At 59.5% G+C, this 21,725-nt stretch carries 23 protein-coding genes; 7 read left to right on the top strand and 16 right to left on the bottom strand.

Annotated features, from left to right (window positions below):
- Window positions 1-7 precede the first annotated feature (7 nt).
- The 6 genes from recO (at window position 8) to AMM41_RS06675 (ending at window position 4,732) form a co-directional block, all read left to right on the top strand.
- The gene (gene recO, locus AMM41_RS06700) at window positions 8-757 is read left to right on the top strand and encodes a DNA repair protein RecO (protein ID WP_089954943.1); all 750 of its coding nucleotides are present in this window, start codon (window positions 8-10) and stop codon (window positions 755-757) included.
- Window positions 754-1,512: a pyridoxine 5'-phosphate synthase gene (locus AMM41_RS06695; protein ID WP_089954939.1), complete on the top strand. Its 759-nt coding sequence runs from the start codon at window positions 754-756 to the stop codon at window positions 1,510-1,512. The genes recO and AMM41_RS06695 overlap by 4 nt, the downstream gene beginning before the upstream one ends.
- Before the next feature lie 252 nt (window positions 1,513-1,764).
- Window positions 1,765-2,190, top strand: a complete 426-nt coding sequence (acpS, locus tag AMM41_RS06690) for a holo-ACP synthase (protein WP_089954935.1) — start codon at window positions 1,765-1,767, stop codon at window positions 2,188-2,190.
- 35 nt (window positions 2,191-2,225) lie between these two features.
- On the top strand, window positions 2,226-3,308 hold the full coding sequence (gene nagZ, locus AMM41_RS06685; RefSeq protein WP_089954931.1) for a beta-N-acetylhexosaminidase: 1,083 nt from the start codon (window positions 2,226-2,228) through the stop codon (window positions 3,306-3,308).
- 84 nt (window positions 3,309-3,392) lie between these two features.
- Window positions 3,393-3,629, top strand: coding sequence for a hypothetical protein (locus AMM41_RS06680; RefSeq protein ID WP_146186291.1), 237 nt, complete (start codon window positions 3,393-3,395; stop codon window positions 3,627-3,629).
- A gap of 68 nt (window positions 3,630-3,697) precedes the next feature.
- Window positions 3,698-4,732, top strand: a complete 1,035-nt coding sequence (locus tag AMM41_RS06675) for a serine hydrolase domain-containing protein (RefSeq protein WP_228769128.1) — start codon at window positions 3,698-3,700, stop codon at window positions 4,730-4,732.
- Window positions 4,733-4,741: 9 nt separating this feature from the next.
- Here AMM41_RS06675 and lysS read toward each other — a convergent pair whose 3' ends face one another.
- Together lysS and AMM41_RS06665 are read right to left on the bottom strand one after the other, a co-directional pair.
- Window positions 4,742-6,298 (bottom strand): lysine--tRNA ligase, encoded by a 1,557-nt coding sequence (gene lysS, locus AMM41_RS06670; protein WP_089955304.1) that lies wholly within the window; start codon window positions 6,296-6,298, stop codon window positions 4,742-4,744.
- A 93-nt stretch (window positions 6,299-6,391) separates the two neighbouring features.
- Window positions 6,392-7,078, bottom strand: a complete 687-nt coding sequence (locus tag AMM41_RS06665) for an LON peptidase substrate-binding domain-containing protein (RefSeq protein ID WP_089954921.1) — start codon at window positions 7,076-7,078, stop codon at window positions 6,392-6,394.
- Window positions 7,079-7,110: 32 nt separating this feature from the next.
- Here AMM41_RS06665 and AMM41_RS06660 point away from each other — a divergent pair, with 32 nt between their 5' ends.
- The gene (locus AMM41_RS06660; protein ID WP_089954919.1) at window positions 7,111-7,659 is read left to right on the top strand and encodes a YggT family protein; all 549 of its coding nucleotides are present in this window, start codon (window positions 7,111-7,113) and stop codon (window positions 7,657-7,659) included.
- A gap of 90 nt (window positions 7,660-7,749) precedes the next feature.
- Here the strand turns inward: AMM41_RS06660 and accD are convergent, their stop codons facing one another.
- The 14 genes from accD to AMM41_RS06590 all read right to left on the bottom strand — a co-directional run bounded on the left by accD (window position 7,750) and on the right by AMM41_RS06590 (window position 21,698).
- Complete coding sequence (accD, locus tag AMM41_RS06655) at window positions 7,750-8,622, bottom strand: acetyl-CoA carboxylase, carboxyltransferase subunit beta (protein WP_089954915.1); 873 nt, start codon at window positions 8,620-8,622, stop codon at window positions 7,750-7,752.
- A 75-nt stretch (window positions 8,623-8,697) separates the two neighbouring features.
- The gene (gene trpA, locus AMM41_RS06650; RefSeq protein ID WP_089954911.1) at window positions 8,698-9,507 is read right to left on the bottom strand and encodes a tryptophan synthase subunit alpha; all 810 of its coding nucleotides are present in this window, start codon (window positions 9,505-9,507) and stop codon (window positions 8,698-8,700) included.
- A gap of 10 nt (window positions 9,508-9,517) precedes the next feature.
- Entirely contained in the window at window positions 9,518-10,801 is a 1,284-nt protein-coding gene (trpB, locus tag AMM41_RS06645) for a tryptophan synthase subunit beta (protein ID WP_089954908.1), read from the bottom strand.
- An 86-nt stretch (window positions 10,802-10,887) separates the two neighbouring features.
- Entirely contained in the window at window positions 10,888-11,595 is a 708-nt protein-coding gene (locus AMM41_RS06640; protein WP_089954904.1) for a phosphoribosylanthranilate isomerase, read from the bottom strand.
- A complete protein-coding gene (gene truA, locus AMM41_RS06635) occupies window positions 11,592-12,377 on the bottom strand; it encodes a tRNA pseudouridine(38-40) synthase TruA (RefSeq protein ID WP_089954900.1) in 786 nt (261 codons plus the stop codon). Before truA ends, AMM41_RS06640 begins: the two co-directional genes overlap by 4 nt.
- Window positions 12,374-14,086, bottom strand: coding sequence for a FimV/HubP family polar landmark protein (locus tag AMM41_RS06630; RefSeq protein ID WP_194944634.1), 1,713 nt, complete (start codon window positions 14,084-14,086; stop codon window positions 12,374-12,376). The genes truA and AMM41_RS06630 overlap by 4 nt, the downstream gene beginning before the upstream one ends.
- Window positions 14,087-14,183: 97 nt before the next feature.
- Complete coding sequence (gene asd, locus AMM41_RS06625; protein WP_089954893.1) at window positions 14,184-15,314, bottom strand: aspartate-semialdehyde dehydrogenase; 1,131 nt, start codon at window positions 15,312-15,314, stop codon at window positions 14,184-14,186.
- A gap of 249 nt (window positions 15,315-15,563) precedes the next feature.
- Entirely contained in the window at window positions 15,564-16,649 is a 1,086-nt protein-coding gene (gene leuB, locus AMM41_RS06620) for a 3-isopropylmalate dehydrogenase (protein ID WP_089954889.1), read from the bottom strand.
- 105 nt (window positions 16,650-16,754) lie between these two features.
- Entirely contained in the window at window positions 16,755-17,402 is a 648-nt protein-coding gene (leuD, locus tag AMM41_RS06615; RefSeq protein ID WP_089954886.1) for a 3-isopropylmalate dehydratase small subunit, read from the bottom strand.
- A gap of 4 nt (window positions 17,403-17,406) precedes the next feature.
- A complete protein-coding gene (locus tag AMM41_RS06610) occupies window positions 17,407-17,535 on the bottom strand; it encodes an entericidin A/B family lipoprotein (RefSeq protein WP_089954882.1) in 129 nt (42 codons plus the stop codon).
- Between the two features lie 17 nt (window positions 17,536-17,552).
- Window positions 17,553-18,974 (bottom strand): 3-isopropylmalate dehydratase large subunit, encoded by a 1,422-nt coding sequence (gene leuC, locus AMM41_RS06605; RefSeq protein WP_089954879.1) that lies wholly within the window; start codon window positions 18,972-18,974, stop codon window positions 17,553-17,555.
- 370 nt (window positions 18,975-19,344) lie between these two features.
- Window positions 19,345-20,643 (bottom strand): citrate synthase, encoded by a 1,299-nt coding sequence (gene gltA / locus AMM41_RS06600; RefSeq protein ID WP_089954876.1) that lies wholly within the window; start codon window positions 20,641-20,643, stop codon window positions 19,345-19,347.
- 42 nt (window positions 20,644-20,685) lie between these two features.
- Window positions 20,686-20,994 (bottom strand): FAD assembly factor SdhE, encoded by a 309-nt coding sequence (locus AMM41_RS06595; protein ID WP_089954872.1) that lies wholly within the window; start codon window positions 20,992-20,994, stop codon window positions 20,686-20,688.
- The gene (locus AMM41_RS06590; protein WP_089954868.1) at window positions 20,994-21,698 is read right to left on the bottom strand and encodes a succinate dehydrogenase iron-sulfur subunit; all 705 of its coding nucleotides are present in this window, start codon (window positions 21,696-21,698) and stop codon (window positions 20,994-20,996) included. Before AMM41_RS06590 ends, AMM41_RS06595 begins: the two co-directional genes overlap by 1 nt.
- Window positions 21,699-21,725: the final 27 nt, after the last annotated feature.

The following is a 21,725-nucleotide window of genomic DNA, read 5'->3' as shown; positions in this document are numbered from 1 at the left end:
ACAGCCAATGGCCTCCAAGCGGATCGCAGACGAGCCAGCCTATGTGCTGCACCGCTACGACTGGAGCGAAACCAGTTTGATTCTGGAGGTCTTCACCCGCCACCACGGACGGGTGGCTTTGGTGGCCAAAGGGGCCAAACGCCCCACATCGAGCTTTCGCCCGGTGCTTTTGCCGCTGCAGCCTTTGTCGCTGGCCTTTGGGGGTGATGGTGACATCCGCACCCTCAAGTCGGCCGAATGGGTGGGCGGGCACGTCATGCCCACGGGCGAGGCGCTGCTGTCGGGGTACTACCTCAATGAACTGCTGATGCGCTTGACCGCGCGAGATGATCCGCACCCACAGCTGTTCGAGGTGTATGCCGCTGCCGTGCGCCTCTTGGCCAGTGGCGACCCGGACGCCCTGCAATGGGCCTTGCGTGGCTTTGAGTTGCTGCTGCTGCGCGAAATGGGCTTGCTGCCCGCTCTGAACCAACAAACCCTGACCCTCAAGCCTTTGTCGCCCACCGACTGTTATGCCCTGGTACCTGAAGCGGGGTTGCAGTGGGTGAGCGATGACCCTCGCCGCGCCTTGCGCGGCGAACAGTGGCTGGCGCTGCACGCGGCGCTGGCGTCCCCCAGCCCCTTGGCGGCTTTGCTGCGCGAGTGCGCCGACCTGCTGGTGCAACTGCAGCGCCCCTTGCGTCTCTTGCTCAACTACCATTGCGGTGTGGGCGCTTTGCGCACCCGCCAAATGATGCTGGACTTGCAAACCTTATGAACACCTCCATGACGACTTCTTCCCAACGTGTGGCCCTGTCGGTCAATGTCAACAAAGTTGCTTTGTTGCGCAACTCGCGCCACTTGGGCATTCCCAGCGTCAGGCGTGCGGCCGAGCTGTGCTTGCAAGCGGGCGCGAACGGCATCACCATCCACCCCCGCCCGGACGAACGCCACATCCGCGCCAGCGACGTGCCCGAGCTGCACGCCCTCATGCAGGCCTGGCCCGAGCGTGAGTTCAACATCGAAGGCAACCCCTTCCACAACCTGATGGAGCACGTTCGAGCCGTGCGCCCGCACCAAGTGACCTTTGTGCCCGACAGCGAGGGCCAGTTCACAAGCGACCATGGCTGGACCTTCCCGCAAGATGCCGAACGCCTGAAGCCCCTGATTGACGAATGCAGGGCGCTGGGCGTGCGCGTCAGCCTGTTCATGGACCCGATCCCGGAGCAAATGGCTGCCGCCCGTGCCGTGGGGGCCGACCGGGTGGAGCTGTACACCGAGCCTTATGCCGCTGCCTTTGGCACGCCAGATCAAGACCCGCAGCTGCAACGTTACGCCGCTGCCGCCGTGGCGGCCATGCAAGCAGGCTTGGGCCTGAATGCTGGCCACGACCTGAACCGCGACAACCTGCCCGCCTTTGTAGCCGCGGTCAAGGGCCTGCAAGAAGTCTCGATTGGCCACGCCTTCATGGCCGATGCGCTGGAGATGGGCTATGCCGCGAGCGTTCAAGCCTATATGGCGCTATTGGGTTGAGCGCATTGGGTTGAGCGTTCAGAGTGAAGACATCAAAACCCCGCCTTGGAGCTGGCCCGATGATGTTTGGACTGAGGTTTTTTTGTGGGAGCGACGCCCTCGTCGCGATAATCTCTCTGAGACCCCCACCCATCGCCCCAAGGACGGAGCTCTCACAGTGACTGCCTCGCTTACCGCTGTGCCCAATACAAGCCTTTCACTTCAAACTTCACAGGGCCGGATCCATAACGCCCAACGCCCAACCCCCAACATATGATTTACGGCATCGGTACTGACATCTGCGACATCCGCCGCATCCGGGCCAGCTTGGAGCGGCACGGCGATCGCTTTGCTGCCAAGGTGCTGTCTGATGCCGAAATGGCCACCTGGAAAGCCCGTAGTGCCCGTTGGCCTGAGCGGGGAGTGCGCTATTTGGCCACACGCTTTTCGGCCAAGGAGGCCTTTAGCAAGGCCATTGGCTTGGGCATGCGAATGCCCATGACCTGGCGGCTGTGCGAAATCGGCAAACTCCCCAGTGGCCAGCCGGTGATCGTGCTGCATGGGGGCTTGAAAGACTGGTTTGAAGCCAAAGGCCTGAGCGCCCACATCACCGTGACCGACGAGTCCGAGTACGCGGCCAGCTTTTGTGTGGTCGAGACCCGAGCACCAGCAGCGGCTGCAGACATGCCAGGCCCTTGATTTGCACACGATCACCCTGAACTGTTGAGACACCCATGAGCATCCACGCCCCCCTGATCCTGGACATTGAAGGCCACAGCCTCACGGCGGTGGACCGCCGCCGATTGGCGAACCCGCTGACCGGCGGCATGATTTTGTTTGGCCGCAATTGGCAAAGCCGGGCGCAACTGACCGATTTGTGCGCCGAGATCAAAAGCATCCGCTCGGACCTTTTGATCGCGGTGGACCACGAGGGTGGTCGTGTGCAGCGCTTTCGCACCGACGGCTTCACCCACTTGCCCAGCATGCGGGCCATTGGCGAGCTTTGGGGTCAAGACGACAAGGGCCAGCCCGGCTCGGGCGTGCTCAAGGCCTGCGAGGCGGCGACTTCGGTGGGCTTTGTGTTGGCCAGCGAATTGCGTGCTTGTGGTGTCGATTTCAGCTTTACCCCAGTGCTGGACCTCGATCACGGCGAAAGTGGGGTGATCGGTGACCGCGCTTTGGCGCGAGACCCGCGTGTGGTGAGCTTGCTGGCCCGCAGTCTGATGCACGGCCTGCTCCAGGCTGGCATGGGCAATTGCGGCAAGCATTTCCCAGGCCACGGCGCGGTCAAGGCCGATTCACACACCGACATCCCCGTGGACAAGCGCGGCCTCAAGACCATTTTGTCGGACGATGCCGCGCCTTATTCCTGGTTGGGCAGCGTGCTCACCGCCGTGATGCCAGCACACGTCATTTACAGCCGGGTCGACTCCCGGCCCGCTGGTTTTTCGAAGCGCTGGTTGCAAGACATTTTGCGTGGCCAGATGGGATTTCAAGGCGCAGTTTTCAGCGACGATTTGTCGATGGCCGGTGCTCGCCAAATGGACGGTCGCAGCCTGAGCTCCACCGAAGCCGTGCGTGCCGCGCTGGATGCGGGCTGTGATCTGGCTTTGCTGTGCAACCGATCGGTCGGGGGCGGGGCCGAACTGGACCAAGTGCTGGACGATTTGAGCGAAGCGGCGGTCAAAGGGCATTGGCTGCCGAGTGAGGTGAGCGAGCAACGCCGTTTGGGCTTGTTGCCGACGGCCATTGCCCGAGATTGGGAAACCTTGGTGCGTTCGGCCGATTACATGCGTGCGCTGGATTTGTTACCGTGACACCACTGAATTTCAACGAAGAGTAAACAAACCATGGTCGGCTGGGTATTCAAGCTTTTTTTAGCTTTTTTTGGACTGGTGTTGATGTTGGGCATGCTTGTGTTTTTGCTGCTTTACATCGTTTGGGCCAGTGTGCGTTGGCTGTTGACGGGCCAAAAACCCCAAGTGGCGGTGGTCTGGCAGCGATACCGTGAGATGCGCAGTGCGCGAGCCGGCGCATGGCGGCCTGCGGGCCCAGCGCAAAGCATGTCCGATGATGTGGTGGATGTGGAAGTGCGCGAAGTCAAACCGACCCCTGATCCCGTCAAACTTTTGAAATGAAGCGGCTTGTATTCGCCGTTTTGTGCGGATTTCTGAGTGTTGCCTGTGTCCCTGTTTCCTCACTTGGTGTGCTGTCACAGCCAAGCCAAAGCTTGCGGCAAGAGCTGTCAGACCTTGCCAAAGCGGGTGAATCGGCCGATTTGCCCGGGTATGCTTTAAGGGTTTATTCGCAAGGCCAATTGGTCTATGCCCACGACACCGGTTATGCGGGTGCGGGGTTTTCTAACTTGATTCATGAGGACACGACTTTCGAGTTGGCCTCCTTGTCCAAAATATTCACCGCTTTGGCCGTGATGCAGTTGCAGGAGCAAGGTCTCATTGAATTGCACGCACCCGTCGGCACCTACATTCGTGGTCTGCCGCGAGCGTGGCAAGGCGTGACCGTTCACCACTTGTTGTCTCACCAATCGGGTTTGCCCGACTTGATGAATCAGTGGTCCCGCAGACGCGTCAATGGTCTTGACCTGAAGGGGATGATGGCGCATTTTGAACACAATGTGCGTCTTCAGTTTGAACCCGGTACACGAGCGGCCTACAGCAACACCAACTACATTTTCCTGGCTGAATTGGTGGCGCAGGTTTCAGGCCAAGACTTTGGGGATTACCTGAAACTGCATGTTTTTGACCCCGCTGGCATGGCCTCCAGCACAGTGTCTTCTGAGCGTTGGCGTGCCATGGGCGTTTTCCATGCTTTGCCTTATGCCGAAAACAGCAAAATCCACGAGGCAGACTACAACCTGTTGGGTGCCATCAATCAAAAAAGCTCAATCCATGACCTGGCGAAATTTGTCAATGCATTGATGGACAAGCAACTGATTCGACCCGAAACACTGGCCACCATGATGGTTCCACACGCCGTTTTTGAGGATGGCAAACGTTATGGTTATGGTTGGTACATCGGTCAATTGGGGGGATGGGCCGCCATGTCGAGCACGCTGCCCGCTGCTGGTGTGGGGCACACAGGCAGGTTAGGGGCCTACCGAACAGCCTTGTATTTCAACAAGCAGCGCAATTTTCAATTGCTGATGCTGTCCAACGGTGGCGTCAAAACAGAAAAACTGTTGGTGGATTTCCTGCAAAAAACGCGCACACGGTTGGAGTAAGCAAGAGGTTTATTCCTGAACGTGCCGCAGGGCAGGGAACAGGATCACATCGCGGATGCTGGCGCTGTCGGTCAGCAGCATCATCAGGCGGTCAATGCCGATGCCGCAGCCGCCTGCGGGGGGCATGCCGTATTCGAGCGCACGCACAAAGTCGTGGTCGTAGTACATGGCTTCGTCATCGCCGTCGTCTTTGGCGGCCACTTGGGCTTGGAAGCGAGCGGCCTGGTCTTCGGCGTCGTTCAACTCGCTGAAGCCGTTGCCGAATTCGCGCCCTGTGATGTAGAGCTCAAAGCGCTCGGTCACTTCGGGGCGGGTGTCGTTGGCGCGGGCCAGCGGGCTGATCTCGGTCGGGTGCTCCATGATGAAGGTCGGCTCCCAGAGCTTGTCTTCCACGGTTTCCTCGAAATAAAACACCTGCAGGCTGGCCAAACTACGCGTGGACAGTTTGTCCTTGGCTTCGCTCATGCCCAGCTTTTTCAGGGCGTTGATCAGCCACTCGGCGTTGTCGACGTTGTCACCGGCTTCGGTGTGTTTGACGATGGCTTCGCGGATCGTCATGCGGGCAAATGGCTTGTTCAGGTCGACCGGCTTGCCGTTGTAGGTCAAATCGAGCGTGCCAGCCGCAGTCATGGCCGCGTCGCGGATCAGGCTTTCGGTGAAACCCATCAGGTCCTGGTAGTTCCAGTACGCCGCGTAGAACTCCATCATGGTGAACTCGGGGTTGTGGCGCACCGAGATGCCTTCGTTGCGGAAGTTGCGATTGATCTCGAACACACGTTCAAAGCCGCCCACCAGCAGGCGCTTGAGGTACAGCTCAGGGGCAATGCGCAAGAACATCTCTTGGTCCAGTGCGTTGTGGTGCGTCACAAACGGCTTGGCATTGGCACCACCTGGGATGGGGTGCAGCATGGGCGTTTCGACTTCCAAAAAGCCGTGCTGAACCATGAACTCGCGGATGCCGCTCACGGCCTTGCTGCGGGCTGCAAAGCGCTTGCGGGCGGCTTCGTCGGTCATCAGGTCCACATAGCGCTGGCGGTACTTCACCTCTTGGTCGGCCACACCATGAAACTTGTCGGGCATGGGCCGCAGGCTCTTGGTGAGCATGCGGATGCTGGTCGCGTGGATCGACAACTCGCCCGTGCGGGTCTTGAACAAATGGCCTTCCACGCCCACGATGTCGCCCAAGTCCCAGTGCTTGAACAGGGCGTACAGGTCTTCGCCCACATCGTCACGGGTCACATAGACCTGGATGCGGCCCGTGGCGTCTTGCAGCGTGGCAAAGCTGGCCTTGCCCATCACGCGCTTGAGCATCATGCGGCCTGCGACTTTGGCGGTGGTCTTGGCCACGCCTTCGCCGTTCAGTTCTTCGGCGACTTTCTCGCCATGGGCTTGGTGCAGGTTGGCGGCGTGGTGCTCGGGTTTGAAGTCGTTGGGGAAGGCCACGCCTTTGCCATCGGCCTGCGCCTGGCGCATGGCTTTGAGTTTTTCGCGGCGCTCGGCGATCAGCTGGTTTTCATCTTGTGGGGCTGGCGTTTGCGCGGCGGCAGAGGCATTTGTATCGGACATGTCGGGCGGTGTTTGGGGACGGTTGCGCGGGGGCGACCTGTACCTGGGTTGCAAAGAATGGTGAGACTGCGCCAAAGCGCAAAACCTGCTATTTTAAGAGTTCGCAGGGGGCTTGGTGTCGGGTTTACCTTGGGATTGCGAGGAAGGCTCTGCCGGGGCCACCAGATCGCCCACAAGTTCCAGCCGCATGAGCGGCTCGTTCAGGGCAAACAGCCGGTATTTCATTTGCAAAGGCAGGGGCAGTAATTCACCCCAACGGTTGGACAGCCAACTGCAGTCTTGCAGTCGCCAGCTCTCTGACCAGTGCGGCACCACGCTGGGCCGCTGACTCAGTTGGCTCAAGGCTTCGTGCATGTGTGTGGACAAATGTTGCAAGTCGTCGGGCACTTGCACGGCGGGTTCGGGTGGCAAGGCCTGCACATGACCGAGCCAAAGGCCGTCGCTGCGTTGCTGAGTGTCTTGAATGCGGAATTTCTCCAGCCCCCGGCACCAGACCATCACCAAGCCGGGTTGGGGCCTGTCGATGCGTTCGATCCGCACGCGGGTGCCCAAAAGTTCAAACTGCTCAGTGGGTTCGCCGGGGCGATGCACTTCCCGGCCCTGAGTCAGCGTCACGATGCCAAAGTCGGTGCCCTTGCGTTCGCACTCACCAATCATTTGCAGGTAACGCAGTTCAAACAGTTGCAAAGGCAACAAAGCCCCGGGAAACAACACCGTAGACAAAGGGAACAGCGGCAATGGCGGCGACAAGTCATGGGGTGGAGGGGGCAGCTTGGACATCTGGGTATCATCGCACGAGCAGGAGAACAGCAATGTGGTTTCAAATGGTCAATATGGTGTTGGATGTGCTTGCGGGCTTGGTGGCGGGCACGTGTTTGCTGCGTCTTTTGATGCAGTGGCAGCGCATATCGTTCAATCAACCTTTGGGGCGTTTTGTGTTCGCGATGACCGACTGGCTCATCCTGCCCTTGCGCAAAGTGATTCCCCCCGCCTTGTCTTGGGATTTGTCGAGTCTGGTGGGCGCCTGGCTGGTCAAGTTGGTGCAGTTTATTTTGCTTTGGCTGGTCGCAGGGGCACATGGCAATTGGGGTCTGCTGCCCCTGGTCAGCCTGGTTGGGCTGGCGCAATTGCTCGCCTCTGCCCTGAGCGCCTTGGTGCTGGTGCTGGCCATCACCTCTTGGGTCAACCCGGGCACGCCCATGCATGTCTTGGCCATGCGTTTGTGTGAGCCGTTTTTGCGCCCATTTCAGCGTGTGTTGCCTTTGATGGGCGGGATTGATTTGTCGCCCATGGCGCTGCTGTTGGTGCTCCAATTACTCGGCATGCTGTTGTCAGGCCTGCAAATGAGCCTGATGCGCTGAAGGGGTTCTTTCCAATTTTGAGGGCGTGTGGCGGTACATGCCATGACAAAGGCCCTCGAAAGAGGGCCTTTGTCATCGGGTCTTGAGTGATCAACTCACCGCATCGGCGGGTTGGCGTTGCAACATGGCCAAGGTGCTGGCAATGGTCTTGCGCAGTTCGCGGCGGTCACAGATGAAGTCCACAGCCCCTTTGCTTTGCAAAAACTCGGCACGCTGGAAGCCTTCGGGCAAAGTCACGCGCACAGTGCTTTCAATCACGCGCGGGCCTGCAAAGCCAATCAGGGCTTTGGGTTCGGCAATGACCACGTCACCCAAAAAGGCAAACCCTGCGGACACGCCACCCATGGTCGGGTCGGTCAGTACGCTGATGTAAGGCAGCCCCTTTTTGGCCAGACGGGTCAACGCGGCGTTGGTTTTGGCCATTTGCATGAGGGACAGCAGGCCCTCTTGCATGCGTGCACCGCCCGTGGCGGTGAAGCAAACAAAAGGCACTTTTTGTGCGATGGCGGTTTCAACACCCCGCACAAAGCGTTCACCCACCACCGAGCCCATGGAGCCGCCCATGAAGTCGAACTCAAAACACGCCGCGACCAGTTCAATGCTGTGTACCGCACCGCCCATGACCACCAGCGCATCAGTTTCACCCGTGTTGTCCATGGCTTCTTTGAGGCGTTCGGGGTATTTGCGACTGTCCTTGAATTTGAGGGCGTCCACTGGCAAAACTTCTTGGCCAATTTCGTAGCGGCCTTCGCCGTCCAGGAAGCCATTGAGTCGGGCACGGGCACCGATGCGCAGGTGATGCGAGCAGCTGGGGCAGACGTTCTGATTTTCTTCGAGGTCGGTCTTGTAAAGCACGGTCTCGCAGCTGGGACACTTGACCCACAAACCTTCGGGCACCGTGCGGCGCTCGGCCGGGTCGGTGTGCTGGATTTTGGGGGGAAGCAGTTTTTCTAGCCAACTCATGAGGGTTCTCCTTCAGGGGCGGATTATCGTCGAAACGCTTTTGTCATTTTTGATGACTTTGGCACGCAAGCCTGTTCAAGCATCCAGCGCCTGGCGGATACCGCTCAGGAACTCGGCGGCCACAGCATTGACCTGATCGGCTGGGGCCGCGTCGATCAGCTGAATCAGGCGTGAGCCGATCACCACCGCATCGGCCACGCGGCTGATGGCTTGGGCAGTCGCCGCGTCGCGGATGCCAAACCCCACGCCGACGGGCACACTGACGTGCTGTCGGATGCGCGGCAGCATCGCTTCGACCGCGTCGGTGTCGAGCGTGCCCGAGCCGGTCACGCCCTTGAGCGACACATAGTACACATAGCCGCTGGCCACCTGGGCCACCTGCTGCATGCGCTCGTCGGTGCTGGTGGGGGCCAGCAAAAAGATCAGGTCCATGCTGTGTGCTCGGAGCTTGGCGGCAAATTCCACGCACTCTTCGGGTGGGTAGTCCACGATCAGCACGCCGTCCACACCCGCTGCCGAGGCGTCGCGGATGAAGCTGTCAGCGCCGTGTTTTTGGTCGTAGCGCTCCACCGGGTTGGCGTAACCCATCAGCACCACCGGGGTGGTGCTGTTGGTTTGGCGGAACTCACGCACCATGGCCAGCACCTGCGCGGTGCCAATGCCCAAAGCCAGCGCTTTGTCACCGGCTTTCTGGATGACCGGACCGTCGGCTGACGGGTCCGAAAACGGTACCCCCAGCTCGATGACGTCGGCCCCGGCTTGGGCCATGGCGTGCATCAGGGGGACGGTGGTGTCCGCTTGCGGAAAACCAGCCGTGACATACGGGATCAGGGCTTTGCGGCCTTGGGCTTTGAGGGCGGAGAGGGTGGTGTCGATGCGGCTCATGTTTTTGCCCTCACTTCACAAAGTTCACAGGCTGCTCAGCGCCTTTGACCGACTGGCCTTGGCAGCTGGGTCGGCAGAAAAAGTCGGCATTCGACAAATCGGCCACAGTACCGATGTCTTTGTCACCACGGCCCGACAGGTTGACCAGGATCGACTGGTCAGGGCGCATGGTTTTGGCCAGTTTCATGGCGTAGGCCACGGCATGGCTCGACTCCAGCGCCGGGATGATGCCCTCGGTACGGCACAGGTAGTGGAAGGCTTCGAGCGCTTCTTTGTCGGTGATGCCCACATACTCGGCGCGGCCGATGTCTTTGAGGAATGCGTGTTCGGGTCCGACGCCGGGGTAGTCCAGTCCCGCGCTCACGCTGTGGGTTTCGGTGATTTGGCCGTTGTCGTCTTGCAGGATGTAGGTGCGGTTGCCGTGCAACACACCGGGGCTGCCCAGTTGCAGCGAGCACGAGTGCTTGCCCGAATCCATGCCTTCGCCAGCCGCTTCTACGCCGATCAGGCGGGTGTTCTCGTGCGGAATGTAGGGGTAAAAAATGCCCATGGCGTTGCTGCCACCGCCCACGCAGGCGATCACCGCATCCGGTTGCTGCTCCGCCATCTTGAGTGACTTGAACATCTCGGGCATTTGCGTCAGGCACTCTTCGCCGATCACGCTCTGGAAGTCGCGCACCATCATCGGGTAGGGGTGTGGACCGGCCACGGTGCCGATGATGTAGAAGGTGTTGTCCACGTTGGCCACCCAATCGCGCATGGCTTCATTGAGCGCGTCTTTGAGGGTGCGACTGCCACTTTCCACGGGCACCACGGTGGCACCCAAGAGCTTCATGCGGTAAACGTTGGGGCTTTGGCGCTTGACGTCTTCACTGCCCATGTAGACCACACATTCCAAACCATAACGGGCACAGATGGTGGCGGTGGCCACGCCGTGTTGGCCAGCGCCTGTTTCGGCAATGATGCGCGGTTTGCCCATGCGCTTGGCGAGCATGGCTTGGCCAATGGTGTTGTTGATTTTGTGGGCACCGGTGTGGTTGAGGTCTTCACGCTTCAAAAAGATTTGCGCACCGCCCATCTCAAGGCTCATCCGGGCTGCGTGGTAGAGGGGGGAGGGACGGCCCACAAAGTGCGCCAATTCGGACTTGAATTCGGCCATGAAGGCCGGATCGTGCTGGTACTGGGCGTAAGCGGCTTTGAGCTCGTTGATGGCATGCGTCAGGGTTTCGCTGACAAAACTGCCGCCGTAGATGCCGAAATGGCCTTTGAGGTCGGGTTGTTGGTATTCGAACATGGTGATGGCCTTGGTTGGGGCGGGGGCCGCTCGGTGCTTGCAGTGGTGAACGCTGCAGAGGGTGCCGAAGCAAGCCCTTCAATACTTTAAAAGGAGAGGTTGTTGTCTGCGGTGCGCACCGCTTGGACAAACTGCCGCATTTTGTCGGCATCTTTGAGGCCCTTGCTTGCCTCGATGCCAGAGCTCACGTCAACGGCCAGAGACAGGCCGTGCGTGCGCAGTGCCCGAATGCCATCGCCCACGTTTGCAGGTGTGAGTCCACCAGACAAAACGAGGTGAGCATTGACGTTTGGTGGCAGCAGTGACCAATTGAATGTTTTCCCGCCCCCGCCGTATCCGTCGACATGAGCGTCGAGCAAGAGGGCTTGGGCAGCGTGGTGAGTTTCGGAGAATTCTAGCAAGTCGAAGTCCTGGACTTCGGACAGGGGGATTCGGGCCGCTTTGAGGTGCGGGCGGCCTGTGAGCAGCGACATGGCTTCGCAAAATTCGGGAGACTCATCGCCATGAAACTGCAGCACAGCGCCAGGCACTTGTCTGCAAGCGGCTTGAATGCGGTCGGCATTTTCGTTGACGAACAACAGCACCGGGCACACAAAGGGGGGCAGCACGCTGGCCAGCTCGGCAGCCCTGTTCACACTCACAGCGCGAGGGCTCGGTGGGTAAAGCACAAAGCCGATGGCGTCTGCACCCGCAGCACAGGCCGCCAGCACATCGGCTTCGCGGGTGAAGCCGCACATTTTGATGCGTGTGCGCTGCTGTACAGCGTTGCAAACTGTGGTGTTCGGTTGGGTCATGGCAACCAATCAAAAGCCGGGGTGGTGTCGGGCAAACCCCAGTCGGGGCTGTAAATAGGGCCTGCAAAGTACAGACCGTCGGGTGAAAACGTGGGTGCAGCAGCGTCACGACTTTTGGCCAGCAAAACCTCTTGCATCCACTCGGGAGGGTGGTTGCCTTGTCCAATGGTCACCAGGCAGCCCATGATGTTGCGAATCATGTGGTGCAAAAAGGCATTGCCTTCAAACTCAAATCGCCAGTAGGCACCCTGTTTGGAAATGCGGATGTGCCGCAGTGTTTTGACAGGCGACAACGCCTGGCAGCTGCTGGCCCGGAAGGATGAAAAATCATGTTCGCCCAGCAGATACAAGCTGGCCTGACGCATGGCGTCTTCGGCCAGAGGCCGGTACACCCAACCGACCCGGCCGGTTTCCAGACTGGGGCGAACGGCCGAGTCGAGCACCACATAGATGTAGCGCCTGCCCGTGGCGCTGGCGCGGCAATGGAAGGTCTCGGGCACGACCTGCGCCCATTGCACAGCGATGTCGGAAGGCAAATACCGGTTGGTGCCGCGCACCCAAGACTGTGGATCGCGTAGTAAATCGGTGTCGAAATGAACCACTTGCATGAGTCCATGGACCCCCGCATCGGTGCGGCCTGCGCACAGGGTGCTGATGCGCGGCACATTGGCAAACTGGGTGAGCGCTTTCTCCAGCTTGTCTTGAACCGTCAGGCCCGAAGACTGGCTTTGCCAACCTTGATAGGCTGAACCCGAGTAACAAACGCCCAGTGCCAGCCTCACCGGATTTGACCGAGCATCTGCAAGGCCCGTGATTTCAAATCTCCTGTGGCGGTCGAGGCCACAGACAAAATCAGGGCGCGTGCCAAATCATGGTCCCCTTTGGAGAGCAGTTGTTGCGCCAGATTCAATTTGTTGTTTTCGGTTTCATCGGCGGCAAGGGTCGCCGAAGGGGGGGGCACTGGCACGCTTGCCGGTGAAGGTGCCGAGGCCATTGCATTCAAATTCAAGTCAATCGACGACATTTGGGCTGGAATACCCTGATCTGCTGGCGCAGGTGTCGCAGAGGGCTCGATGGCGCTTTCGGTGATGTCGTTGTAAGAAGGCGCAAAAACATCTTCTTGGGGTTCGGTCTTTTTTTTGACCCACAACACCAAGAGCAGCATCAGGCTCAAGAGCGCTGCAGCCCACAGCCAGATGTCCTTGTTTTGTTGGGTTTTTTCAAGAATGGACGAGAACAAATTGGACTCGGACGCGTCAGGGGCGGGCGCGGTGACCACCGATGCCGATGCATCTTGAGGGGCTGAGGCAGCAAGGCCTGCAGCGGCAGGGGTTTTGCCGGAGGCCAAGGCCTCCAGGTCTTTCAGGTTCTGGTTCAGACTCTCGAGTTGGCTGGCTTTGTCGGCACTTTCACGCTGAACGGCCAATTTGGCTTCAGCACTGTCCGTGCTGACTTGGGGTTTTGACAAAGTGAGCTTGTCTTGCTGGGGTGATTGTCCATCGACGTTTTGCACATCGACGCCCACTTTGCCCGTCATTTCGCGGGTGTTGCGAGAGCCGATCACCATGGGCGATTGCGCCAGTCGTCGGGCGTATTCTGCAAAGTCGCGAGTCTGTGCAATCACCGTTTGACGGGCTTCACCCCGGGAAATCTGAGCTGCTTCATCCGGGGTGGGGATGCGCAATGAGGCTCCCGCCTTGATCAAATTGACGTTGTTTTCGATGAAGGCATCGGGATTGGCCTTGAGCATGGCCAAAAGCATTTGGTCCAGCGAAATGTTGGCCGCCAAATGCCGAATGGCCAATCGTGAGGCGGTGTCCCCTGGCATGACGAGCACACGGTCGCCCTCTTGAGGGTTGGCAATGGCTTTGGGTTGCGCTTGAACGGCCGGTGCCGATTCTGATGCGTTGGCCGTTGGCGCAGCGCCATTGGCTGTCCGGGCAGGGGCGGGTGGAGCCGCTTTGTTGTCGACCGGCTCAAAGCGATAAACCGGCACTTTTTGTGCATTGAGTTCGACGCTGCTGGGGTTGAGTCGTGAACTGGACGCTGTCGAACGGGTGGCGGCTGTGTCGGCTGCGTTGCCGGTCACAGGCAACTGCAATGCGGGTGCTGCGCTGGTACTGCTTTTGTCACTGACCGAATTGAGCAGGACCGCATAGTTTTTGACCACATTACCGGTCGCCCATTGGCTTTCGATGACCAAATCGATGAAGTTGTCCTGAACGGGTGTTTTGCCATTCAGGACGATCACGGAGTTGCCATTGGCACCGGTTCTCAGTGTGGCGGTGACCCCCCTCAAGGCGGGGTTGAATTCCATGCCGACCTTGCGGAAACTTTCGGGTGAAGCCAGCTGTACACGCAAACTCTTGAGCTCTTCAGGCAAAAGCTTGGCGATTTCAATTTCTGCACGCAAGGGCTCACCAATGGCCGACTGAAGTTGCAGTCGGCCTAATTCAAGGGCAAAAGTGGGCAAACCCCAGACAGAAACCATCAAAGCACTGATTGCTTTTACTTTGAAGCTGGTCACTCTGACCTGTTTTGATGAACCCATTTTTTTCCCTGAAGATGGTTTGTCGTTGGCCTGAGATTCAGGCTTCCAACAGAATGCGCAGCATGCGGCGCAGCGGTTCCGCTGCACCCCAAAGAAGTTGATCCCCGATGGTAAATGCTCCTACATATTCTGGACCCATTGCCAACTTTCGTACTCTTCCCACCGGGATTGCCATGGTGCCGGTGACGGCCACTGGTGTCAAGCCCTGGATGGTGGCTTCCCGAGTGTTAGGAATCACTTTGACCCACTCGTTGTCGGCAGCGATCATGGCTTCGAGGTCGGCCACGGGCACATCTTTTTTGAGTTTGAAGGTCAAGGCCTGGCTGTGGCAGCGCATGGCACCTACGCGCACGCAAAAACCGTCGACCGGGATGGCGGCAGAGTCAAAACCCTCGCCCATGCCCAAAATCTTGTTGGTTTCGGCCATGCCTTTCCACTCTTCTTTGGACATGCCGTTGCCCAGGTCCTTGTCGATCCAGGGAATCAAAGAGCCACCCAGTGGCACGCCAAAATTGGCGGTCTCAGAGGCGGTCAGGGCGCGTTGTTTGGCTACAACCATCCGATCGATTTCGAGGATGGCGCTCTTGGGATCGTCCAGCAAGGATTTGACTTCGGCGTTCAGGGTGCCGTATTGGGTCAGCAATTCGCGCATGTGCTGCGCACCACCGCCTGAAGCCGCTTGGTAAGTCTGGGTGCTCATCCATTCCACCAAACCCGCTTTGTACAAAGCACCTACGCCCATCAACATGCACGACACAGTGCAGTTGCCGCCCACCCAGTTCTTGCCACCGTGCGCCAAGGCGTTCTTGATCACGGGCATGTTGACCGGGTCCAGAATGATGACCGCGTCTTTTTCCATGCGCAGGGTCGAAGCCGCGTCGATCCAGTGCCCGTTCCAGCCTGCTGCACGCAGTTTGGGGAAGACTTCAGAGGTGTAGTCGCCACCTTGGGCCGTGATGATGATCTCGCAGCGCTTGAGCTGCTCGATGTTGAAGGCGTCTTGGAGTGTGGTTTCGTTCTTGGCCATCGAAGGGGCTTTGCCACCCGCGTTCGATGTGGAGAAGAACAATGGCTCGATCAGGTCAAAGTCTTTTTCCTGAATCATGCGGTCCATCAGAACCGAGCCGACCATGCCGCGCCAGCCGACCAAACCTACTAACTTGCTCATTTCAACGCCCTTTCAGTATTTAAAACAGTGTTTGACCAGACTGTTTGCCCGGCTCGTCTGGCCGGGAGGGCGCACGACGAACCAGGCCGGATCAGCCCTTAATGGTCGTGGTTTTTGTGGAAGTTGCACGCGCACCAGCTGCCACTGCAGCGGCAGTGATCAGATTCAGGGAGAACAGGTGGGAGTGAAACATGGCCGAAATTGTAATGGATGCTGCCTGAGTGCTTCCTGACAGCATCCTTTGGGTGCTCAACCCAGCGCTTTGACCACCGCATCGCCCATTTGCGCGGTGCCCACCTTGGTGGTGCCTTCACTCCAGATGTCACCCGTGCGCAGACCTTGGGCCAGCACTTTTTGCACGGCCGTTTCGATGCGCTGGGCAGCTTCGGGCTGGTTCAGGCTAAAGCGCAGCATCATGGCCGCAGACAAGATGGTCGCCAGCGGGTTGGCCACGCCTTTGCCCGCGATGTCGGGGGCGCTGCCATGGCTGGGCTCGTACAGGCCTTGGTTCTTGGTGTTCAGGCTGGCCGAGGGCAGCATGCCGATGGAGCCGGTCAGCATGGAGGCTTCGTCGCTCAGGATGTCGCCGAACATATTGCCAGTGACCACCACGTCAAAGCGCTTGGGTTCTTTGACCAGTTGCATCGCGGCGTTGTCCACATACATGTGGTCCAGCGCGATGTCGGGGTACTCTTTGCCCACTTCGGTGACAACGTCTTTCCAGAACTGGAAAGTCTCGAGCACGTTGGCTTTGTCCACGCTGGTCACGCGGCCCTCGGTGCCCGCAGCTTTGCGCTTGCGGGCGGCCTGGAAGGCGACGTGCGCGATGCGCTCGATCTCGGGCTTGGAATAGCGCATGGTGTCGAAGGCTTCTTCGGCGCCGGGGAAGTGGCCATCGGTCGCGATGCGGCGGCCGCGAGGCTGGCCAAAGTAGATGTCACCCGTCAGCTCGCGGATGATCAGGATGTCCAGACCCGAAATCAGCTCAGGCTTGAGGCTGGACGCGCCCACCAGCTGCTCGTAGCAAATGGCAGGACGGAAGTTGGCGAACAGGCCCATGTTTTTGCGCAGGCCCAAAATCGCTTGCTCGGGGCGCAGGGGGCGGTCGAGCTTGTCGTATTTCCAGTCGCCGACCGCGCCAAACAGCACGGCATCACTGTCCATGGCCAGCTTGAGTGTGGCTTCGGGCAGGGGGTGGCCATAGGCGTCGTAAGCGGCACCACCGACCAAGGCGGTTTCCATCTCGAACTTCAAGTCGAGCGTTTTCAGGACTTTGACGGCTTCAGCGACGATTTCGGTGCCGATGCCATCACCGGGGAGGACTGCGATTTTCATGGGGTTTCCTAGGGGGTGTCTGGACAGATGGCGCGGCCTTTGGCAATGGCGCGTGCACCGGTGGGCGTGCGCTCATCGCGGCGGGGGCGCCGCTCCTACAAGGGGTCAATGGGCGGTGTGTGCGAGCCAGGGCTTGGTGGCCAGACGCTCGGCTTCATAGGCTTTGATCTTGTCGGCGTGGCGCAGGGTCAGGCCAATGTCGTCCAAGCCGTTGAGCAGGCAGTACTTGCGGAAGGCTTGCACTTCAAATGGGATTTCCTGGCCTTGGGGGCGCACCACCACTTGACGCTCCAGATCGACGGTGAGTTCGTAGCCGGGGAAGGCGGCCACTTCGTCGAACAGCTGGGCCACCACCGCTTCGGGCAGCACGATGGGCAGCAGGCCGTTTTTGAAGCAGTTGTTGAAAAAGATGTCGGCAAAGCTGGGTGCGATCACGCAGCGAAAGCCGTATTGGTCAATCGCCCAAGGCGCGTGCTCACGCGAAGAACCGCAGCCAAAGTTCTTTCGCGCCAGCAAGATGCTGGCGCCTTGGTAGCGCGGCTGGTTAAGCACGAAGTCCGGGTTGGGCTTGCGGCTGGCCGGGTCTTGGCCGGGGTAGCCCACATCGAGGTAGCGCCATTCGTCGAACAGGTTGGGGCCAAAGCCCGTCTTGCGGATCGACTTGAGGAATTGCTTGGGGATGATGGCGTCGGTGTCCACGTTGGCGCGGTCCATCGGGGCCACCAGGCCTTTGAGTAAAGTAAATTTTTGCATGGCTTTATTTCTTGGCAGCGCCTTCAATGGTGGAACCCAGTTTTTCAATGTCCTGACCGATGCCGCGCACGGTGTTGCACGCGGTCAAACTCAGCACACTGGCGATCAGCATCAGGCGAATCAGGGTGTTCATGTCCAGGCTCCTTGGGTTCAGGCGAATTTGCGGATGTCAACAAAGTGGCCGTGCACGGCAGCCGCAGCGGCCATGGCGGGGCTGACCAGGTGGGTGCGGCCACCCGCGCCCTGACGACCTTCGAAGTTGCGGTTGCTGGTCGATGCGCAGCGCTCGCCGGGCTCCAGGCGGTCGGCGTTCATGGCCAGGCACATGGAGCAGCCGGGTTCGCGCCACTCAAAGCCTGCGGCCTTGAAGATTTCGTGCAGGCCTTCGCGCTCGGCTTGTTCTTTGACCAAACCTGAACCGGGCACGACCATGGCCAATTTGACGTTCTTTGCAACTTTTTGGCCGAGCTTTTTGACGACGGCAGCGGCTTCGCGCATGTCTTCAATGCGGCTGTTGGTGCACGAGCCGATGAAGACTTTGTCGATGGTGATGTCGGCCAGCGCTTTGCCGGGCTGCAAGCCCATGTAAGTCAGTGCACGCTCAATGGCATCGCGCTTGACGTCGTCTTTTTCCTTGTCGGGGTCCGGCGTGTGGCCGTCGATGCCCAGTACCATTTCGGGCGAGGTGCCCCAGGTGACTTGCGGCACGATGGCGCTGGCGTCCAGCTCGACCACGGCGTCAAAGTGCGCGCCGGGGTCAGACTGCAAGGTCTTCCAGTAGGCCACGGCGTGGTCCCACTCCACACCCGTGGGCGAGAGCAAACGGCCTTTGACGTACTCGATGGTTTTTTCGTCCACCGCCACCAAGCCCGCGCGTGCGCCGCCTTCGATGGCCATGTTGCAGACCGTCATGCGGCCTTCCATGCTGAGTGCCCGGATGGCCGAGCCTGCAAATTCGATGGTGTAGCCGGTGCCGCCTGCGGTACCGATCTTGCCGATGATGGCCAGCACGATGTCTTTGCCCGTGAGGCCTTTGGCCAGCGTGCCTTCGACTTTAATCAGCATGTTTTTGGCTTTTTTGGCCAAGAGCGTTTGCGTGGCCATGACGTGTTCGACTTCGGAGGTGCCGATGCCGTGGGCCAGAGCGCCAAATGCGCCGTGGGTGGAGGTGTGCGAGTCGCCGCAGACCACGGTCATGCCGGGCAGGGTGGCGCCGTTTTCAGGGCCGATGACGTGCACGATGCCCTGGCGCTTGGACAGGAAGGGGAAGAAAGCGGCAGAGCCATATTCGGCCATGTTCGCGTCAAGCGTGGTGATTTGTTCTTTACTGATCGGGTCGGTGATGCCGTCATAGCCCAACTCCCAGCCGGTGGTGGGTGTGTTGTGGTCGGCGGTGGCCACGATGGAGCTGACACGCCAGACCTTGCGGCCGGCTTGACGCAGGCCTTCAAAGGCTTGGGGGCTGGTGACTTCGTGCACCAGATGGCGGTCAATGTAGAGGACGGAGGTGCCGTCTTCTTCGGTGTGGACGACGTGTTCGTCCCAGATCTTGTCGTAGAGCGTGCGTGCCATGGAGCTTCCTTGCTGTGCAACCTGCCATTTTATGCGGTTCGCATGCTGTGTCAGTCGCGTTGGCTAATGCCTAGCCAAGGCTTGTGTCAATGGACAGATGAAGTGCCCCCCTCGCGTGGGCTCGAGGGGACGAATCCGGGGCCTGCCAGGCCTCATCAGTCGCTTCGCGCCAGCAAATCGGCCAGCCAGGCCCCGGACCCGTCCCCTCAAGTGGTTGTGATTTTGTAGGTCGGCGGCTTCAGCCCCGACATGTGGCTCGCAGATTTGTATGGGACAAGATTGTCGGGGCTGAAGCCGCCGACCTACGGGGTTGCACCAGGCATGAAAAAAGCCCGCACAAGGCGGGCTTTCGGGTTCGGTTGAAAACCGATCAACGCTGCACGTCGCGGCGCACAGAGCCGGTGAACAGCTGACGTGGGCGGCCGATTTTGTACTCGGGGTCGCTGATCATTTCGTTCAGTTGGGCAATCCAGCCCACAGTACGGGCCAAGGCGAACACACCAGTGAAGAGGTTCACTGGAATGCCGATGGCGCGTTGCACGATGCCGGAGTAGAAGTCCACGTTGGGGTAGAGCTTGCGGCTGACGAAGTAGTCGTCTTCCAGAGCGATTTTCTCCAGAGCCTTGGCCAACTTGAACAGTGGGTCGTTTTCCAGGCCCAACTCTTTTAGCACTTCGTCGCAAGTTTCTTGCATCAACTTGGCGCGTGGGTCGTAGTTTTTGTAAACGCGGTGACCAAAACCCATCAGCTTGACGCCGGAGTTTTTGTCTTTGACCTTTTCCATGAACTCGCCCACTTTGGAGATGCCCCCCATTTTCTGGATGTCTTCGAGCATGTTCAGGCAAGCCTCGTTGGCACCGCCGTGCGCAGGGCCCCACAAGCAAGCCACGCCCGCAGCGATGGCCGCAAACGGGTTGGTGCCGGACGAGCCGCACAGACGAACGGTGGAGGTCGATGCGTTTTGCTCGTGGTCTGCGTGCAGCGTGAAGATGCGGTCCATGGCGCGTTCGAGCACGGGGTTGACCACGTAGTCTTCGCACGGTGTACCAAACATCATGCGCAGGAAGTTGCCCGCATAGGACAACTCGTTGCGGGGGTACATGTAGGGCTGGCCCACGCCGTATTTGTAGGCCATGGCCACCAAGGTGGGCATTTTGGCGATCAAACGGATCGCCGCAATGTGGCGATGCTCTGGATTGTTGATGTCGGTGCTGTCATGGTAGAAGGCCGACAAAGCGCCAATCAGACCGGTCAACACGGCCATGGGGTGCGCATCACGGCGAAAGCCACGCAGGAAAAACTGCATTTGCTCGTTGACCATGGTGTGGTTGTTGACCAGCTTGTGGAAGTCCTTGCTTTGCTGGCCGACGGGCAACTCGCCATTCAAGAGCAGGTAGCAGGTGTCCAGGTAGTCGGCCTTGTTGGCCAGCTGTTCGATGGGGTAGCCGCGGTACAGCAGCTCGCCCTTGTCGCCGTCGATGTAGGTGATGGCGGACTGGCATGAAGCCGTGGACAGAAAACCCGGGTCATAAGTGAACATGCCGCTTTGGCCGTACAGCTTGCGGATGTCGATCACATCGGGACCGATGTTGCCGGAGTAAACGGGCATCTCGATGCTGGGGCTGCCGTTGGAGAACGACAGGGTGGCTTTGTTATCGGCGAGTTTCATGGTGGGTTTCCTCAAAAATTCAGGGGGGTGAACCTGTTGGGTTCACGCTCTCAACATGTCCAGGACTTCGCGCACCTCTTCGGTGCTGATCTCGGTCTGCAGCTCCGTGCGGCGCAGCAGCAAGTCCATGAGATCGTTGTCTGACAGGTCCATCAGCACGTACATGCCCCGGGCCTGGCCAACCGTCAGCGCAGCAGCGTGCCGGTTGAAAAAGCGCTCGATGAACAAATCGTTTTCAAGCAGGCCGCGTCGGCTGCGCCAGCGCAGCTTGCTCAGCGACCGCTCGCTCAAAAGAGCGAGGCGGTCTGCGCCAACCAGAGACGCGTCTTCCAGGATGGGGGTGACGGTCATCAGACAGCGCGGCGAACCATCATCTCTTTGATCTTGCCAATCGCCTTGGTGGGGTTCAGACCCTTGGGGCAGACATCGACGCAGTTCATGATGGTGTGGCAGCGGAACAGACGGTAAGGGTCTTCCAAGTTGTCCAGGCGCTCGGCGGTGGCTTCGTCACGACTGTCGGCGATGAAGCGGTAGGCCTGCAGCAAACCGGCGGGGCCCACGAACTTGTCGGGGTTCCACCAGAAGCTGGGGCAGCTGGTAGAGCAGCTGGCGCACAAGATGCACTCGTACAAGCCGTTCAGCTCGTCACGCTCTTCCGGGCTTTGCAGACGCTCGGTCTCGGGCGGGATGGTGCTGTTGATCAGGTAGGGCTTGATCGAGTGGTATTGCTTGAAGAACTGGGTCATGTCCACGATCACGTCGCGGATCACGGGCAGGCCTGGCAGGGGTTTCAACACGATGGTGCCGGGCAAAGTGTTCATGTTGGTCAGGCAAGCCAGACCGTTTTTGCCGTTGATGTTCATCGCGTCCGAGCCGCACACGCCTTCGCGGCACGAGCGGCGGAAAGAGATCGTGGGGTCCACGGCCTTGAGCTTCATCAGGGCGTCGAGCAACATGCGCTCGTTGCCGTCCAGTTCGACCTGGATGGTTTGCATGTAGGGCTTGGCGTCCTTGTCGGGGTCGTAGCGGTAGATCTGAAAAGTGCGTAGGGTCATGAAAGAACTCCTGGTGTATTCGGGTGG

The sequence above is a fragment of the Limnohabitans sp. 2KL-3 genome, from assembly GCF_001269405.1.
GTDB lineage: Bacteria > Pseudomonadota > Gammaproteobacteria > Burkholderiales > Burkholderiaceae_C > Limnohabitans_A.
This window is presented reverse-complemented; position numbering and strand designations above follow the sequence as displayed.

What these genes read in the sequence shown, in the direction of transcription:
- recO (WP_089954943.1), top strand. Translation starts at nt 8, where the DNA reads ATGGCCTCCAAGCGGATCGCAGACGAGCCAGCCTATGTGCTGCACCGC.
- AMM41_RS06695 (WP_089954939.1), top strand. Translation starts at nt 754, where the DNA reads ATGAACACCTCCATGACGACTTCTTCCCAACGTGTGGCCCTGTCGGTC.
- acpS (WP_089954935.1), top strand. Translation starts at nt 1,765, where the DNA reads ATGATTTACGGCATCGGTACTGACATCTGCGACATCCGCCGCATCCGG.
- nagZ (WP_089954931.1), top strand. Translation starts at nt 2,226, where the DNA reads ATGAGCATCCACGCCCCCCTGATCCTGGACATTGAAGGCCACAGCCTC.
- AMM41_RS06680 (WP_146186291.1), top strand. Translation starts at nt 3,393, where the DNA reads ATGTTGGGCATGCTTGTGTTTTTGCTGCTTTACATCGTTTGGGCCAGT.
- lysS (WP_089955304.1), bottom strand. Translation starts at nt 6,298, where the DNA reads ATGTCCGATACAAATGCCTCTGCCGCCGCGCAAACGCCAGCCCCACAA.
- AMM41_RS06665 (WP_089954921.1), bottom strand. Translation starts at nt 7,078, where the DNA reads ATGTCCAAGCTGCCCCCTCCACCCCATGACTTGTCGCCGCCATTGCCG.
- AMM41_RS06660 (WP_089954919.1), top strand. Translation starts at nt 7,111, where the DNA reads ATGTGGTTTCAAATGGTCAATATGGTGTTGGATGTGCTTGCGGGCTTG.
- accD (WP_089954915.1), bottom strand. Translation starts at nt 8,622, where the DNA reads ATGAGTTGGCTAGAAAAACTGCTTCCCCCCAAAATCCAGCACACCGAC.
- trpA (WP_089954911.1), bottom strand. Translation starts at nt 9,507, where the DNA reads ATGAGCCGCATCGACACCACCCTCTCCGCCCTCAAAGCCCAAGGCCGC.
- trpB (WP_089954908.1), bottom strand. Translation starts at nt 10,801, where the DNA reads ATGTTCGAATACCAACAACCCGACCTCAAAGGCCATTTCGGCATCTAC.
- AMM41_RS06640 (WP_089954904.1), bottom strand. Translation starts at nt 11,595, where the DNA reads ATGACCCAACCGAACACCACAGTTTGCAACGCTGTACAGCAGCGCACA.
- AMM41_RS06630 (WP_194944634.1), bottom strand. Translation starts at nt 14,086, where the DNA reads ATGGTTTCTGTCTGGGGTTTGCCCACTTTTGCCCTTGAATTAGGCCGA.
- asd (WP_089954893.1), bottom strand. Translation starts at nt 15,314, where the DNA reads ATGAGCAAGTTAGTAGGTTTGGTCGGCTGGCGCGGCATGGTCGGCTCG.
- leuB (WP_089954889.1), bottom strand. Translation starts at nt 16,649, where the DNA reads ATGAAAATCGCAGTCCTCCCCGGTGATGGCATCGGCACCGAAATCGTC.
- leuD (WP_089954886.1), bottom strand. Translation starts at nt 17,402, where the DNA reads ATGCAAAAATTTACTTTACTCAAAGGCCTGGTGGCCCCGATGGACCGC.
- AMM41_RS06610 (WP_089954882.1), bottom strand. Translation starts at nt 17,535, where the DNA reads ATGAACACCCTGATTCGCCTGATGCTGATCGCCAGTGTGCTGAGTTTG.
- leuC (WP_089954879.1), bottom strand. Translation starts at nt 18,974, where the DNA reads ATGGCACGCACGCTCTACGACAAGATCTGGGACGAACACGTCGTCCAC.
- gltA (WP_089954876.1), bottom strand. Translation starts at nt 20,643, where the DNA reads ATGAAACTCGCCGATAACAAAGCCACCCTGTCGTTCTCCAACGGCAGC.
- AMM41_RS06595 (WP_089954872.1), bottom strand. Translation starts at nt 20,994, where the DNA reads ATGACCGTCACCCCCATCCTGGAAGACGCGTCTCTGGTTGGCGCAGAC.
- AMM41_RS06590 (WP_089954868.1), bottom strand. Translation starts at nt 21,698, where the DNA reads ATGACCCTACGCACTTTTCAGATCTACCGCTACGACCCCGACAAGGAC.